Below are 14,283 nucleotides of genomic sequence, written 5' to 3' on the forward strand. Positions count from 1 at the left end.
GGGCGAACCTGGCGACGGGGTGAGCCGACGACGACTACTCGCCCCTGCTGTCGTACTTGCCGGCGCCCAGCTGCATCGAGATCACCTCGGTGTCGGTCGTCTCGGCGACGGGATGGTGCGTCTGGTCGACGAACACTCGGGGCGAACGGCGCACGCGATTCTGCAGCACGTGCGCGATGTAGGACAGTACGAGGCACAGCACGATGTAGATCGCACCGCCGACGAGGGCGGCGGGGATCAGCGGCGAACCGTAGACGGCGTTGGAGCCCAGCAGCTTCACCAGGTACAGCAGCTCGGGGTAGGTGATGATGAAGCCCAGCGCGGTGTCCTTCAGAGTCACGACGAGCTGGGCGACGATGACCGGCATCATGGCGCGGATCGCCTGCGGCAGCAGCACCAGGCGCATCACGCCCGCCTTGCGCAGGCCGATTGCGTAGCCGGCTTCCCGCTGCCCGCGCGGGAGCGACTCGACGCCGGCGCGCAGCACTTCTGCCAGCACCGAACCGTTGTACGCGATGAGGGCGATGACCACGGCCCAGTAGGGCTCCATCTTGACGTCGATGACCGGCAGACCGTAGTAGAGCAGGGTCATGAACACCAGGACCGGGATGGCCCGCAGCACCTCGACGATCCAGCCGACCGGGACGCGGATCCAGGCATGGTCGGACATACGGCCGATGGCGAGGACGAAACCGAGCACGAGGGCGCCGACGGCGGCGACCCCGAAGGCGGCGAGGGTGTTGCCGGTGGCCTCGAGGAAGAGCATCCAGATGCTCGCGTAGCCGAACAGCTCCCACTTCTGGGCGCTGAACTGGCCGGTCTCGGCGAAGCGCCAGATGACCCACCCGAAGATGGCGAGGACCACGAGGATCGTGGCGACTCCGATGATGCGGTTGCGGACGATGGCCTTGGGCCCGGGGACGTCGTACAGGACGGAGCTCATCGCGCGACCCTCCACTTGTTCTCAATCGCCCGCTGTAGCCAGGCCATCAGCAGCACGAGGACGACGAAGATGACCATCACCCACAGCAGCACGACGAGCTGGTTCTCACCGCGCTCGCTGAGCCAGGAGCGCACCGAGCCGAGGTTGAGTACGGAGAAGCCCGCAGCCACCGTGGTGTTCTTCAGCAGGGCGATGAACACGCTCATCATCGGCGGGATGACCGACCGAGTGGCCTGCGGCAGCACCACGAGCGTCATCACCTGGCTGAACGTGAGGCCGACGGCGCGGGCAGCTTCTGCCTGGCCCACCGGGACGGTGTTGACGCCCGAGCGAATGGTCTCGGCGACATAGGTGGCGGTGTAGATGCCCAGCGCGACCGTGGCCAGCAGAATCGCGTCAATACGCTCCTGCAGCAGGATCGGCAGGCAGAAGGCGAAGAAGAACATCACCAGGGTCAGCGGGGTGTTGCGGATCCAGTTGACGTACACCGTGCCGACCGCGCGCGCGATCGGGACGGGTGAGACCCGCATCGCCCCCACGATGAGACCCAGCACCAGCGCGATCACGCCGCCGCCGAAGAACAGCACCAGGGTGCCGGTGATCGCTTCGCCCCACAGGTCGAGGTTGTCGGTGATGACGCCCATCGATCCGCCTCTCGTAGTTCACAGTCCAGCAGAGACACTCCGGCGGCGGCGCGGGCGCGCCGCCGCCGGAACGGTGTTACTCGACTGCGTCGACCTCGGGCTGCTCGGCGCTCACGCCGGATGCACCCAGGTTGTTCTCGAAGATGACATCCCACACCTCGCCGCCGTCGGTGAACAGCGTGTTGATGTGCTCCTGCAGCGCGGCATCCCCCTTGGTCAGGCCCACGCCGTAGCGCTCCTCGCTGAACACGTCGCCGACGACCTTCAGGTTGTCAGGGTCCTGCGCGGCGTAGCCGATGAGGATGGCCTCGTCGGTGGTGACCGCGTCGACCTGGTTGTTCTTCAGGTCCTCGACGCACGTGGAGTACGTGTCGTACTCCTTCGTCTGTGCCGGGGTCTCGTCCTTGATCCGCTGGATCGAGGTCGACCCGGTCGCCGAGCAGACGATGTCGTCGGCCGTCAGCGAATCGACATCGGTGATCTCATCATTGTCCGCCGCGACCAGAAGGCCCTGGCCGGTGACGAAGTACGGACCGGCGAAGTCGATGTCCAGCTTGCGCTTGTCGGTGATCGAATAGGTGCCGACGTAGTAGTCGATGTCGCCGTTCACGATCGCCTGCTCGCGGTTCGTGGAGGGGATGGCGACGAACTCGATGTCTTCCTCATCGAAGCCCAGCGACGCCGCGATCCAGCGGGCGATGTCGATGTCGAAGCCGGTGCGCTCTCCGGTCGTGGGGTCGAGGAAGCCCAGGCCGGGCTGGTCCTCCTTGACGCCCACGACCACGTTGCCGCGCTCGGTCATGGCGTCGAACGTGGGGCTGCCTTCGAGCGTGACGTCCTCGGCGACCTCCCAGGGGGTGCCGCTCGTGGTTTCCTCGGCGGCGTCGGCGGGGGTCTCCGTGCCACCGGGGGTGCCGCTGTTGCAGCCGGTCAGTGCGAGCGCGGCGATCGCGACGGCCGCGAACGCTCCGCCAATCCGATTGATTCGCATGTGATCCTCCTGGTCGTGGGTATCTTCGGTCTCCGCGCCGGTGCAGGGCGCGACGTATTCAGTGGGTGATGAGTTTGGAGAGGAAGTCTTTGGCCCGCTCGCTCTTGGGCTTGGTGAAGAACTCGTCCGGAGTCGCCGCCTCGACGATCTGCCCGTCCGCCATGAAGACGACACGGTCGGCGGCCTTGCGGGCGAAGCCCATCTCGTGGGTGACGACGATCATGGTCATGCCATCCTGGGCGAGGCCGACCATGACGTCGAGCACCTCGTTGATCATCTCCGGGTCCAGGGCGCTGGTGGGCTCGTCGAAGAGCATCACCTTCGGCTTCATCGCCAGCGCCCGCGCGATCGCGACGCGCTGCTGCTGACCACCGGACAGCTGTGCGGGCAGCTTCTCCGCCTGCTGGGCCACCCCGACGCGCTCCAGCAGGATCCGCGCCTCCGCCTCGGCATCCGCCTTCTTCATCTTCTTGACCCGGATCGGGCCCAGCGTGACGTTCTCGAGGATGGTGAGGTGGGAGAAGAGGTTGAAGGACTGGAAGACCATCCCGACGTCCGCGCGCAGCGCGGCGAGGGCCTTGCCCTCCTTGGGCAGCTCCTTGCCGTCGATCGTGATCGTGCCGCTGGTGATGGTCTCGAGGCGGTTGATCGTGCGGCACAGCGTCGACTTGCCCGAGCCCGAGGGGCCGATCACCACGACGACCTCGCCGCGGTTGACCGTCAGGTTGATGTCCTTGAGCGCCTGGAAGTCGCCGTAGTGCTTCTGCACATCGGAGACCACCACGAGGGGCTGCCCACGCTGGACATCGATGTTCGAGGTGCGCGGAGCAGCCTGCGGGTCTGGAATCGCCATGGGGACACCCTATTCATGCGTTGCGGCACGGAGTAGGGCGCTTGACGCGACCTTTACCGTTCTGAAACAAAACCGACGCGAGCGGTCAGTCCTCGGTTCGCTGCGCGAAAGCGCTCTCGTACAGGCACACGCTCGCGGCGGTGGCGAGGTTGAGCGACTCGGCGCCACCGTAGATCGGCAGGCGCAGCGCGATGTCGGCGTGGGCGAGCGCGGCGTCATCGAGCCCGCGGGCCTCGTTGCCGAACAGCCACGCGGTGGGCTGTGCCAACAGGCTCCGCCGGGCCAGGAAGTCCTCTCCCCCGACGTCGGCGGCGACCACCTGCATCCCTGCGGCGCGTGCGCGTGCGGCCGTGGTCTCCAGGTCGGCGCCCACGGCGACCGGGATGTGGAAGAGCGAGCCGGTCGTGGCACGCACGACCTTGGGGTTGTACAGATCCACGGTGCGCCCAGTGAGGATGACGGCGTCGGCGCCGGCGGCATCCGCTGCCCGGATGATGGTGCCGAGGTTGCCCGGGTCGCGCACTTCTTCGCAGATCGCGATGAGCTTGGGACCGGCGGCGAACACGTCGCGCACCGAAGTGGGCGCCTGCCGGGCGACGGCGACGATACCCTGCGGGGTGACCGTGTCGGCCATGGCGTCGAGGACCGCTTCGGTGGTGAAGATGACGTCGATGCCGGCATCCTGCGCCGCCTCACGCACGTCGGCGTGGCGTTCCAGCGCACTGGGGGTCGCGAACAGCTCGACGAGCGTGTCGGGGCGGTGCGCCAGCGCTTCACGCGCGGCCTGCGGTCCCTCGAGGAGGAAGAGGCCGGTCTCCTGGCGGGCACTGCGCTTGGTCAGTTTGGCGACAGCACGCACACGAGGCGAACGCGGATTCTCGAGCACAGTCCCATCCTAAGCGGCGAATGTGCGCCGTCCGGGTACGACGAAGGGGCGCCCTCCGAGGAGGACGCCCCTTTCCGATGAGCGCCAGGCGCTGACGGAATCAGGTCGATTCAGGCCTTGGGAGCGTTGACGTCGGCCGGCAGCGCGGTCTTTGCCGTCTGGACGAGCGAGGCGAAGACGGCCGGCTCGTGCACAGCCAGCTCGGCCAGCATGCGACGGTCGACCTGCACACCCGCGATACCCAGACCCTGGATGAAGCGGTTGTACGTGATGCCGTTCTGACGGGCAGCGGCGTTGATGCGCTGGATCCAGAGGCGACGGAAGTTGCCCTTGCGCTTGCGGCGGTCCCGGTACGCGTAGACGAGCGAGTGGGTGACCTGCTCCTTCGCCTTGCGGTACAGACGCGAGCGCTGACCGCGGTAACCGGACGCGCGCTCGAGGATGACGCGACGCTTCTTGTGGGCGTTTACAGCCCGCTTGACTCTTGCCATTTTCTTCTACTTTCTAACGTGCGTGGAGGCTCAGCGACCGAGCAGCTTCTTGGCGACCTTGGCGTCGCCCGGGGCCAGAACCTGCTCCTGGTTGAGGCGGCGGGTACGACGGCTCGACTTGCCCTCGAGGTTGTGGCGCATGCCGGCCTGCTGCTTCATGAGCTTGCCGCTTCCGGTGAGCTTGAAGCGCTTCTTGGCACCCGAGTGGGTCTTCTGCTTCGGCATCTCTTTCTTCCTTCGTTCACGTCCCGCGCAGGCGGGAGTCGGTACCCCGCGGTGCGGGAGTATGTGGGGGCCTATTCGGCCGTCTGTTCGGCGGGCTTGGCAGCCGGCTTCGGGGTGGGCTTTGCCGCCGGCCTGGGGGTGGGCTTGGCAGCCGGCTTTGCGACCGGCTTTGCGGCCGGCTTGTCCGCAAGCTGCTCGACGGGCTTTGCGGCCGGCTTGGCAGCAGGCTTGGCGGCCGGTGCTGCGGCGGGCTTGGCAGCGGGTGCTGCGGCCGGTGCTGCGGCGGGCTGCTCGACGGGCGCTGCGACGGGCTTGGCTGCAGGCTCCTCGACCGGCGCGGCGACAGGCTCCTCGACCGGCTCGGCGGCAGGCTGCGCAGCAGGCTCTTCGACGGGCTCGGCAACAGGCTGCTCGACCGGCTTCTCGACGGGCTGCTCTTCCTGCTCGTCGATCTGCTCGTCGAGGTCGTCGTCGTCGTGCTCGTCGTAGTGGTCGTCGTCGGGACCGCCGGAGCGGGCCTGACGGGCCGCTTCCTTGTTGGCAGCGCGCGCGGCGTTCTGCTCGGTCTTGACCTCGGACTTGTTCTTGTGGGGAGCGACCACCATGACCATGTTGCGACCGTCGATCGTGGGGCTGGATTCGACCGTGCCGAACTCCGCCACGTCCTCGGCGAACTTGCGCAGGAGACGCACACCCTGTTCGGGGCGCGACTGCTCGCGACCGCGGAACAGGATCATGGCCTTGACCTTGTCGCCGGCCTGCAGGAAGCCCTCGGCGCGCTTGAGCTTGGTTATGTAGTCGTGCGCCTCGATCTTCAGTCGGAATCGGACCTCCTTGAGGACCGTGTTCGCCTGATTGCGCCGCGCTTCCTTGGCCTTCTGCGCCGCCTCGTACTTGAACTTGCCGTAGTCCATGATCTTGACCACGGGCGGCTTCGAGTTCGGGGCCACCTCGACCAGGTCGAGTTCGGCCTCCTGGGCCAGGCGCAGCGCCACCTCGATGCGGACGACGCCGACCTGCTCACCCGCGGGGCCGACGAGGCGGACCTCGGGGACGCGGATGCGGTCATTGGTGCGGGGATCGCTGATGCGGAGCTCCTCTTACGTAACGAATAGGACCGGCCACCGCGACGATCCGCATTTCAGCGGTCCCTCGCGGGCGGAAGATTCGCACGTTCCACCCGCACAGCGCACCTGCGCCGAGCTTGTGCACCCTGGCTACTCCGTACGAGACGGAGCGGAGTGCGTGGACCCGGTAGCCTTGAGCGGCAAGCGCGGGTGGGATGTGATCCTCTTTCGATCCGGGGGAGAACCCCCCGGTGCCCGCGAAAGTCTAGCAGAAAGTGTGATGTGAACACGATTCCCCTTGGGCACGACGATCAGCCGACCTCCGGGAGTGCCCCGGATGCCGCAACCGAGGCCCGCTGGGAGGAGCAGGATCGCGCCGCCAACTCCGCGACCCGGGACATCGCCGACGTGCCCGCGGTCGAGGTGATCACCACGACCGCGGTGCACTTGATGAGCGCCGCCGCAGTGAAGGTCGGGCTCGCCGACGACCCGCAGACGCAGACCGACCTCGATGAGGCGCGCAAGCTCATCAACGCGCTGGCCGGCCTGATCACCGCCGGTGCCCCCGAGATCAGCGACATGCACGCCCGGTCGCTCCGGGACGGCCTGCGGTCGCTGCAACTTGCGTTCCGCGAGGCATCCGTCGTCCCCGACCCGATCGGTAAAGGCCCCGGCGAGAAGCTGACGGGCCCCGTCACCTGAGCGCCCGCGAGTGAGTATTCGAGCCCGCGGGTGAGTATTCGCATCCTCGAGTGAGTATTCGAGCCCGCGAGCGAGTATTCGCGTCGGCGTGAGTACTCACTCGGCGGCCGCAATACTCACTCGGCAGTACGAATACTCACTCGGCGGCGGGAATACTCACTCGGCGGGGCGGGTGAGCTTCACGGTCAGGGAATCGACCAGCACCGCGATACGGTCATCGGCGGCCCAGCGCGCGGCGAGCCGCTGCAGCACGGCGTCGAGCTCGGCCTGCTCCAGGCCGGCGACCAGCTGCAGCCGCACCAGCAGCTCGGGCCCGCGCAGCCGCGCGTCGGGATCGCCGGGCTCCATCGACAGATCGAGCACCGCCAGCTCTCCCCCGATGCTCTCCTGCAGTCCGCGGTACACCTCCGGGGACGCGAAGCTCGGCTCCCACTCGTGGCCCTGACCGATCGCCCAGACGGCGGGCCGGCGCAGCACGAACTCGGTCTCACTCGTCGGATCGATCACGATCAGGTCGGTGTCATCGTGCGCGGCGGCCACCGCGGTGCGCACACCGTCGGCAGGCACGGGGCGCGCGGTGGCATCCCACCGCTGCATCGCCGCGACCGAGCTGAACACCGGGAGCACCCGTCGCCCGTCCGGCGCGGCCACCGTCACGATCGACAGTTCCTGCGTCTTGTCGACGACCAGCCCGGTCGGCCCGACGCCCTCGTCGCCCTTCTCGGCGACGAGCGGAATCAGCAGCCGCGCGGTGCGGTACGCCTCGACGACAGCGGTCTGGTCACCGGTGCCGGCGCGGAATGCCTGCAGCGCCGCGAGCAACGAGGGATCGGCGGAGCCGTCATCGCCCGCATGCGGGTTTGACTGGAAGCTGCGGCCCTCCCACGGCACCCCGGCGGAGTCGCCGGTGTGCGCGCAGCCGGGCTCAGGATCCGGCGACATCCAGCGCCTCGGCGAGGGTGAAGGCCTTCGCGTACAGCGCCTTGCCGACGATCGCTCCCTCGACGCCCAGCGGCACGAGTTCGCGCAGCGCCGCGATGTCGTCCAGGCTCGAGATGCCTCCGGAGGCGACGACCGGCTTCGTCGTGCGCGCGGTCACGTCGCGCAGCAGCTGCAGGTTGGGTCCGCGCAGCGTCCCGTCCTTCGTGACGTCGGTGACGACGTAGCGGCGGCAGCCGGCCTGCTCGAGTCGGTCCATGACCTCCCAGAGGTCCCCGCCCTCGCGGGTCCAGCCGCGCGCAGCCAGGGTCGTGCCCCGCACGTCGAGCCCGACGGCGATCGCGTCGCCGTAGCGGGCGATGACGTCGGAGGCCCATTCCGGGTTCTCCAGCGCCGCCGTGCCGAGGTTGATGCGGGTGGCGCCGCTTTCCAGCGCGGCATCCAGCGTCCGGTCATCGCGGATGCCGCCGGACAGCTCCACCTGCACGCCCTTGACGTGCTTGATCACCTTGCGCAGCACGCTGGTGTTGTTGCCGCGGCCGAACGCCGCGTCGAGGTCGACCAGGTGGATCCACTTCGCACCCTGGCGGGCCCACAGCTGCGCGGCCTCGACAGGGTCGCCGTAGCTGGTCTCCGACCCGGCCTCCCCCTGCGTCAGGCGCACGGCCTTGCCGTCGGCGACGTCGATGGCGGGGAGGAGGATCAGCTCGGGGGTGGACGCGAAATCGTTCATGGCTCCAGGGGTGGTACAGGTTCGGTGGCGCGGCGAGGGCCGCGACGACACGATGTCAGAGCGTAGTCCGGGGCAAGGCGCCGATCCAATTGGACAACAGGCGGATGCCGGCTTCGCCCGACTTCTCCGGGTGGAACTGGGTCGCCGACAGCGGCCCGTTCTCGACCGCGGCCAGGAACGGCGCACCGTGGCGGCTCCAGGTCAGCGCGGGGCTCGGGAACGGCGGCATGACATCGAGGGTCCATGACTGGGCGGCGTAGGAGTGGACGAAGTAGAACCGTTCCTGCTCGATGCCGCGGAAGAGTACCGAGCCCTCCCCCGCCTCGACGGTGTTCCAGCCCATGTGGGGCAGCACCGGGGCGTCGAGTTCGGTGACGGCGCCGGGCCATTCGCCCAGGCCCTCGGTGTCGACGCCGCGTTCGACGCCGTGCTCGAACAGCACCTGCATCCCGACGCAGATGCCGAGCACCGGCCGGCCGCCGGCGAGGCGGCGGTCGATCAGCTCATCGGCGCGGCTCGCGCGGAGGGCGTCCATCACGGCGCGGAACGCGCCCACTCCGGGCACCACCAGGCCGTCCGCCTCGCGGACCAGACCGCGATCGGACGTCAGCCGTGCGTCGGCACCCGCCGCGACCAGCGCCTTGACGGCAGAGTGGACGTTGCCCGATCCGTAGTCCAGAACCGCGACGACGGGCCGATCTCCGTTGATGCCGGTCACAGAGCACCCTTCGTGCTGGGTACGCCCTGCACGAGCGGGTCGAGGGACTTCGCCTGGCGGAATGCGCGCGCGAAGGCCTTATACTCGGCTTCGGCGATGTGGTGGGGGTCGCGGCCGCCGAGCACCGTGACGTGCACGGTGAGGCCCGCGTTGAACGCGATCGCCTCGAACGTGTGGCGCACGAGCGATCCGGTGAAGTGGCCGCCGATGAGGTGGTGCTCGAAGCCCACCGGCTCCCCCGTGTGTACGAGGTAGGGCCGGCCGCTGATGTCGACGACCGCCTGCGCGAGCGCCTCGTCGAGCGGGACGAGCGCGTCGCCGTAGCGGGAGATGCCGGTCTTGTCACCGAGCGCCTCGCGGATCGCCTGGCCGAGGACGATCGCGACGTCCTCCACGGTGTGGTGCGCGTCGATGTCGGTGTCACCGGAAGCGCGCACGGTGAGATCGGTCAGCGAGTGCTTGGCGAACGCCGTCAGCAGGTGGTTGAAGAACGGCACGCTGGTGTCGATGTGGCTGCGTCCGGTGCCGTCGAGGTCGAGCTCGAGTTCGACGGTGGATTCGCTGGTCGCACGGCGCACGGATGCGGTGCGAGCCTCGGGACGGGTCATGACTTCGAGTCTACCGAGGCCAGCGCGTCGAGGAACGCTGTGGTCTCCGCCTCGGTGCCCGCCGTCACCCGCAGGTGACCGGGGATGCCGACGTCGCGGATCAGGATGCCGCGGTCGTACAGCGCCTGCCAGGTCGCGGCGGGGTCGTCCACCCCGCCGAAGAGCACGAAGTTGGTCCAGGACTCGTGGGGCTCGTAGCCGAGCGCTTCGAGCGTGGCCGAGATGCGGTCGCGCTGCGCGACGATGTCGTCGACCATGCGCAGCATGACGGGGGCGTGCCGCAGCGCGGCGGTCGCGGCGGCCTGCGTGAGGGCGCTGAGGTGGTAGGGCAGACGCACCAGGCGCAGTGCGTCGATGACCGCGGGGTCGGCGGCGAGGTAGCCGACGCGGGCGCCGGCGAACGCGAACGCCTTACTCATGGTGCGCGAGACCACCAGGCGTTCCCGCCCCGGCAGCAGCGACAGCGCGGTGCGCTCCTCGTGCGGGGCGAACTCGGCATAGGCCTCATCGACGATCACAATGCCGTGGCTGGCCTCGTACACCGCCTCGATCACATCCAGCGACATGGGCGTGCCGGTGGGGTTGTTCGGGGCGCAGAGGAAGATGACGTCGGGCGACGCGTCGGCGACCTGGGATGCCGCATCAGCCGGGCTCAGCGTGTAGTCATGGGCGCGGTGGCCCGCGACCCAGGTCGCGCCGGTACCCCGCGTGAGCAGCGGGTACATCGAGTAGCTCGGCGCGAAGGTGAACGCGGTGCGGCCGGGTCCGGCGAAGGCCTGCAGCACGTGCTGCAGCACCTCGTTGGAGCCGTTGGCCGCCCAGATCTGGTCGGCCGTCAGGCCGTGGCCGAGGTAGTCGGCGAAGCCCTCGCGCAACGCGGTGAACTCGCGGTCCGGGTAGCGGTTGATGTCACGCAGCGCCCGGGCGACGGAGTCGAGAATGTCACCGGCGACCTCATCCGGGATGGGATGGGTGTTCTCGTTGACGTTGAGGGCCACCGGCAGGGGTGCCTGCGGGGCGCCATAGGGGGTCTGGCCGCGCAGGTCGGCGCGGAGGGGCAGGTCGTCAAGACTCACGATCACCCCTCCAATGCTAGAGCGCATGGGAGGCTCAGTGGCCGGCGACGTACTCCAGCGGGATCGACAGGCGCTGGCCTGCGGCGAGGTTCGACGACTCCAGCGCATTCAGACGCACGATCGCGTCGATCACATCGCGCGGGTCCGCCTGGGGCGCGACCTCTTCGGCGATCCCCCACAGCGATTCGCCGGCACTCACCGTGACGGTCTCGAACGTGCCGGGGGGAGCCGGAGCATCCATCGTGGCGAGGGCACCGCCGCCGCTGAGGATACCGAAGCCGAGGGCGGCGACCGCCGGGAGTGCGGCGATGCCGGCGAGCACGCGGCGACCGCGCGGGGTGATCCGCAGTCGCGTCGTGGACGGTGCGGTGCCTGCGATCTCGATGGTGGTCATGGGGTCCTCCTCTGTGGCGATCTTCGCATCCGGCCCTCGGCCGGGAGAGCCGGATGCGAAGTTCTCTTCCGAAGTTATCTTCGATGTTCTAGGGTGTCAAGTACGAAACCTGCTCGGAGATCAAATCGCACGCGACACGCGTACACCTCGTCGCCGTGGCATCCGTCACCGGATACGGTTTCGATAGGAGCACCCCACCACGGACCTCCGACATTCGAAGACCGCTGCCCCGTGCGGCGAGACGGGAGAGGGCGAGATGACCGACACGACACCGGGCGGCCGCGAGCGCGCGCAGGAGAAACCGCAGACGCGCCGCCGCAAGAGCCTGAGCGACAAGCAGCTCGCCATCCTCGAAGTGATCCAGCGGTCGATCGCCCGCCACGGCTACCCGCCGAGCATGCGCGAGATCGGGGATGCGGTCGGGCTCAAGTCGCTGTCGAGCGTGACCCACCAGCTCAACCAGCTCGAACTGAGCGGGTACCTCCGTCGCGACGCGGGCAAGACGCGCGCGATGGAGGTGCTGATCGACCTCCCCGGCAGTGCCGCCGAGAACCCGGCCGATGCCTCCCCCGCGGTGGGCGACGCCGCCCTGGTGCCGCTGGTGGGCCGCATCGCCGCCGGCGTGCCGATCACGGCGGATCAGCAGGTGGAGGAGATCTTCCCGCTGCCGCGCCAGCTGGTCGGCAAGGGCGACCTGTTCATGCTGAAGGTCAGCGGCGAGTCGATGATCGACGCCGCCATCTGCGACGGCGACTGGGTCGTCGTGCGCTCTCAGGCCACCGCCGACAACGGCGAGATCGTCGCGGCCATGCTCGATGGTGAGGCGACGGTGAAGACCTTCCGCCAGCGCGACGGTCACACCTGGCTGCTCCCCCGCAACAGTGCGTTCGAACCGATCCTCGGCGACGAGGCCGTGGTGCTGGGCAAGGTCGTGGCGGTACTGCGCGCGATCTGATCGACGCACCGTCGACGACGACGAAGGGGGGATGCCGCTACGACCGCGGCATCCCCCCTTCGCATTGCCGCGTCATGCCCCCACGGTAGCCACGCGACCGGCGGCCGCGGTCGGATGTGACGATCTGTGTCCCCGCGTAACGTGGGATGTATGGTCGACGTCCTTCCGTACGGTTCCTGGCCCTCCCCGCTGTCTGCGGCCGACGTGTCCGAGGCCTCGCCTCGGCTGGAAGGCGCGCGCTTCGTCGGCGACGAGGTGTGGTGGGGGCAGACGGTGCCTGCGGAAGGCGGGCGCACGACGGTGCGGCGGCGACGGCCCGACGGCACGGTGTCGGACGTGCTGCCGGCAGGCTGGAACGTCCGCTCCCGCGTGCACGAATACGGCGGCGGCGCGTGGACGGCCTCGCCCGAGGGCCGGCTGTACTTCGTCGAGAAGGCCGATCAGCGCGTCTACGTCCATCGTCCCGGCGCAGAGCCCGTGGCGCTGACGCCCGCTGCCGGGGATGTGCGCTACGGCGGGCTGACCTGGCAGGCGGGCACCCTGCTGGCGGTGCGCGAGGACCACACCCGCGGCGAGCGCCCGGTGCGCCACATCGTGTCGATCGGGACCGCCGGCGTGGTCGAGGTCGCCGGTGGCAGCGATTTCGTCGCCCACCCCGCCCTCTCGCCCGACGGCCGCCACCTGGCGTGGATCGCGTGGGATCACCCCGACATGGCGTGGGACCGCGCGCGCCTGCTCGTCGGACGGCTGGAGGCGGGCCGGGTCGCGCAGCCGACGGTGATCTCCTCCGGCGTGACCTCGCCGTTGCAGCCGCAGTGGCAGGGCGATGACCGCCTCGTCTACGCCGACGACCCCACCGGCCGCTGGAACCTGTGGCGGGTCTCGCTTCCGGACGGCGAACCGGTCGCGGTGTCCCCCGCCGACGCCGACACCGGCGGACCGCTGTGGGTGCTGGGCCAGCGCTGGTTCGCCACCCTCGCGGACGGCCGCATCGTCGCGGTGCGCACCAACGGCAACGACGAAGTGGTGCTGATCTCCCCCGCCGGGCAGGCGCGCGCACTGGGGCTTCCCACCACCGCGGGCGTGTCGATCGAGGATGCCGCCGGGTCACGGGTGCTGCTCACCGGTGCCGGTGTCCAGCACCCCGCGGGCCTGTGGCTCGTCGACGTCGACCGCCCGGGCGAGGCGCAGCCGCTCGTGGGCGGCCAGTCGCCGTGGGATGCCGCGTGGCTGCCGCAGCCGCGAGAATTCACCGTCGACGGTCCCCACGGCCCGGTGCACGCCTACGACTACCCGCCGACCAACCCCGACGCCACCGCACCCGAGGGCGAACTGCCGCCGTACGTCGTGTTCGTCCACGGCGGGCCCACCGCTCACGTGGCGGCGGCGGCATCCGGCAAGATCGCCTACTTCACCAGCCGGGGCATCGGGGTGCTCGACGTCAATTACGCCGGCTCCAGCGGCTACGGCCGTACCTACCGGGAACGGCTGCGGGGGCAGTGGGGCATCGCGGACGTCGACGACGTCGCCGCTGCCGCATCTGGCCTTGCCGCCGAGGGCCGGGCGGATGCCGCGCGGCTGGCGATCGAGGGCGGCTCCGCCGGCGGCTGGACGGTGCTGTCGGCGCTCGTGCGCACCGACGTCTTCGCGGCGGGGATCTCCCGCTACGGCGTCGGGGACGCCCGCACCCTCGCCGAGGACACCCACGACTTCGAGGCCCGGTACCTCGACGGGCTCATCGGCCCGCTGCCGGAAGCCGACGCGGTCTACACCGAGCGCTCCCCGCTCAGCCGCCCGGAGCGCTTCCGCGTCCCGGTGCTGCTGCTGCAGGGTGCCGAGGACGAGGTGGTGCCGCCGTCACAGGCCGAAGCGATCCGTGACGCCCTCGCCGCGCGCGGCGTGCCGCACGCGTACGTGCTGTACGAGGGCGAGGGCCACGGCTTCCGCCGCGCCGAGACCGTCGTGCACGCGCTGGAGTCGGAGCTGGCGTTCCTGGGCCAGGTGTTCGGCTTCGACACTCCGGGCGTCGCGCCGGTAGAGCTCTCCCCCGCCGGCTGA

The 14,283-nt window shown here is 69.5% G+C and carries 17 protein-coding genes; 3 read left to right on the top strand and 14 right to left on the bottom strand.

From position 1 onward, the window contains the following. Nucleotides 1-34: 34 nt before the first annotated feature. From NQ151_RS15060 to infC, 8 genes are all read right to left on the bottom strand, one after another. Nucleotides 35-943: an amino acid ABC transporter permease gene (locus tag NQ151_RS15060; RefSeq protein WP_257510138.1), complete on the bottom strand. Its 909-nt coding sequence runs from the start codon at nt 941-943 to the stop codon at nt 35-37. Beyond that, nucleotides 940-1,587, bottom strand: coding sequence for an amino acid ABC transporter permease (locus NQ151_RS15065; protein WP_257510139.1), 648 nt, complete (start codon nt 1,585-1,587; stop codon nt 940-942). Before NQ151_RS15065 ends, NQ151_RS15060 begins: the two co-directional genes overlap by 4 nt. 76 nt (nt 1,588-1,663) lie before the next feature. Beyond that, a complete protein-coding gene (locus NQ151_RS15070; protein WP_257510140.1) occupies nt 1,664-2,578 on the bottom strand; it encodes a glutamate ABC transporter substrate-binding protein in 915 nt (304 codons plus the stop codon). A 58-nt stretch (nt 2,579-2,636) separates the two neighbouring features. Beyond that, a complete protein-coding gene (locus tag NQ151_RS15075) occupies nt 2,637-3,431 on the bottom strand; it encodes an amino acid ABC transporter ATP-binding protein (protein WP_257528599.1) in 795 nt (264 codons plus the stop codon). Nucleotides 3,432-3,516: 85 nt separating this feature from the next. After that, entirely contained in the window at nt 3,517-4,317 is an 801-nt protein-coding gene (locus NQ151_RS15080) for a TrmH family RNA methyltransferase (RefSeq protein WP_257510142.1), read from the bottom strand. A gap of 110 nt (nt 4,318-4,427) precedes the next feature. After that, nucleotides 4,428-4,808, bottom strand: coding sequence for a 50S ribosomal protein L20 (gene rplT, locus NQ151_RS15085; protein WP_257510143.1), 381 nt, complete (start codon nt 4,806-4,808; stop codon nt 4,428-4,430). A 30-nt stretch (nt 4,809-4,838) separates the two neighbouring features. After that, nucleotides 4,839-5,033, bottom strand: coding sequence for a 50S ribosomal protein L35 (gene rpmI / locus NQ151_RS15090; RefSeq protein ID WP_257510144.1), 195 nt, complete (start codon nt 5,031-5,033; stop codon nt 4,839-4,841). A gap of 71 nt (nt 5,034-5,104) precedes the next feature. Further along, nucleotides 5,105-6,121: a translation initiation factor IF-3 gene (gene infC, locus NQ151_RS16830; protein WP_257528668.1), complete on the bottom strand. Its 1,017-nt coding sequence runs from the start codon at nt 6,119-6,121 to the stop codon at nt 5,105-5,107. A gap of 270 nt (nt 6,122-6,391) precedes the next feature. Here infC and NQ151_RS15100 point away from each other — a divergent pair, with 270 nt between their 5' ends. After that, the gene (locus tag NQ151_RS15100) at nt 6,392-6,802 is read left to right on the top strand and encodes a DUF1844 domain-containing protein (RefSeq protein ID WP_257510214.1); all 411 of its coding nucleotides are present in this window, start codon (nt 6,392-6,394) and stop codon (nt 6,800-6,802) included. A 156-nt stretch (nt 6,803-6,958) separates the two neighbouring features. On the opposite strand, the gene NQ151_RS15105 is transcribed toward NQ151_RS15100, so the two are convergent. Genes NQ151_RS15105 through NQ151_RS15130 form a run of 6 tightly spaced genes read right to left on the bottom strand, consistent with a single transcriptional unit; the run spans nt 6,959 to nt 11,270 of the window. Then, complete coding sequence (locus NQ151_RS15105) at nt 6,959-7,744, bottom strand: SseB family protein (protein ID WP_257510145.1); 786 nt, start codon at nt 7,742-7,744, stop codon at nt 6,959-6,961. Continuing rightward, nucleotides 7,728-8,474 (bottom strand): bifunctional 1-(5-phosphoribosyl)-5-((5-phosphoribosylamino)methylideneamino)imidazole-4-carboxamide isomerase/phosphoribosylanthranilate isomerase PriA, encoded by a 747-nt coding sequence (gene priA, locus NQ151_RS15110; protein ID WP_257510146.1) that lies wholly within the window; start codon nt 8,472-8,474, stop codon nt 7,728-7,730. The genes NQ151_RS15105 and priA overlap by 17 nt, the downstream gene beginning before the upstream one ends. 55 nt (nt 8,475-8,529) lie before the next feature. After that, nucleotides 8,530-9,192: an imidazole glycerol phosphate synthase subunit HisH gene (gene hisH, locus NQ151_RS15115; protein WP_257510147.1), complete on the bottom strand. Its 663-nt coding sequence runs from the start codon at nt 9,190-9,192 to the stop codon at nt 8,530-8,532. Further along, a complete protein-coding gene (gene hisB, locus NQ151_RS15120) occupies nt 9,189-9,800 on the bottom strand; it encodes an imidazoleglycerol-phosphate dehydratase HisB (RefSeq protein ID WP_257510148.1) in 612 nt (203 codons plus the stop codon). The genes hisH and hisB overlap by 4 nt, the downstream gene beginning before the upstream one ends. Beyond that, on the bottom strand, nt 9,797-10,882 hold the full coding sequence (locus NQ151_RS15125) for a histidinol-phosphate transaminase (protein WP_257510149.1): 1,086 nt from the start codon (nt 10,880-10,882) through the stop codon (nt 9,797-9,799). The genes hisB and NQ151_RS15125 overlap by 4 nt, the downstream gene beginning before the upstream one ends. A gap of 28 nt (nt 10,883-10,910) precedes the next feature. Then, nucleotides 10,911-11,270 (bottom strand): LysM peptidoglycan-binding domain-containing protein, encoded by a 360-nt coding sequence (locus NQ151_RS15130; protein ID WP_257528600.1) that lies wholly within the window; start codon nt 11,268-11,270, stop codon nt 10,911-10,913. Between the two features lie 256 nt (nt 11,271-11,526). Here NQ151_RS15130 and lexA point away from each other — a divergent pair, with 256 nt between their 5' ends. Next, nucleotides 11,527-12,225 carry a transcriptional repressor LexA gene (lexA, locus tag NQ151_RS15135; RefSeq protein ID WP_257528601.1) on the top strand — a complete coding sequence of 233 codons (699 nt, stop codon included), beginning with the start codon at nt 11,527-11,529 and terminating at the stop codon, nt 12,223-12,225. A gap of 150 nt (nt 12,226-12,375) precedes the next feature. Continuing rightward, nucleotides 12,376-14,283 carry a S9 family peptidase gene (locus NQ151_RS15140; protein ID WP_257528602.1) on the top strand — a complete coding sequence of 636 codons (1,908 nt, stop codon included), beginning with the start codon at nt 12,376-12,378 and terminating at the stop codon, nt 14,281-14,283.

The organism is Microbacterium sp. zg-YB36, assembly GCF_024623575.2.
GTDB lineage: Bacteria > Actinomycetota > Actinomycetes > Actinomycetales > Microbacteriaceae > Microbacterium.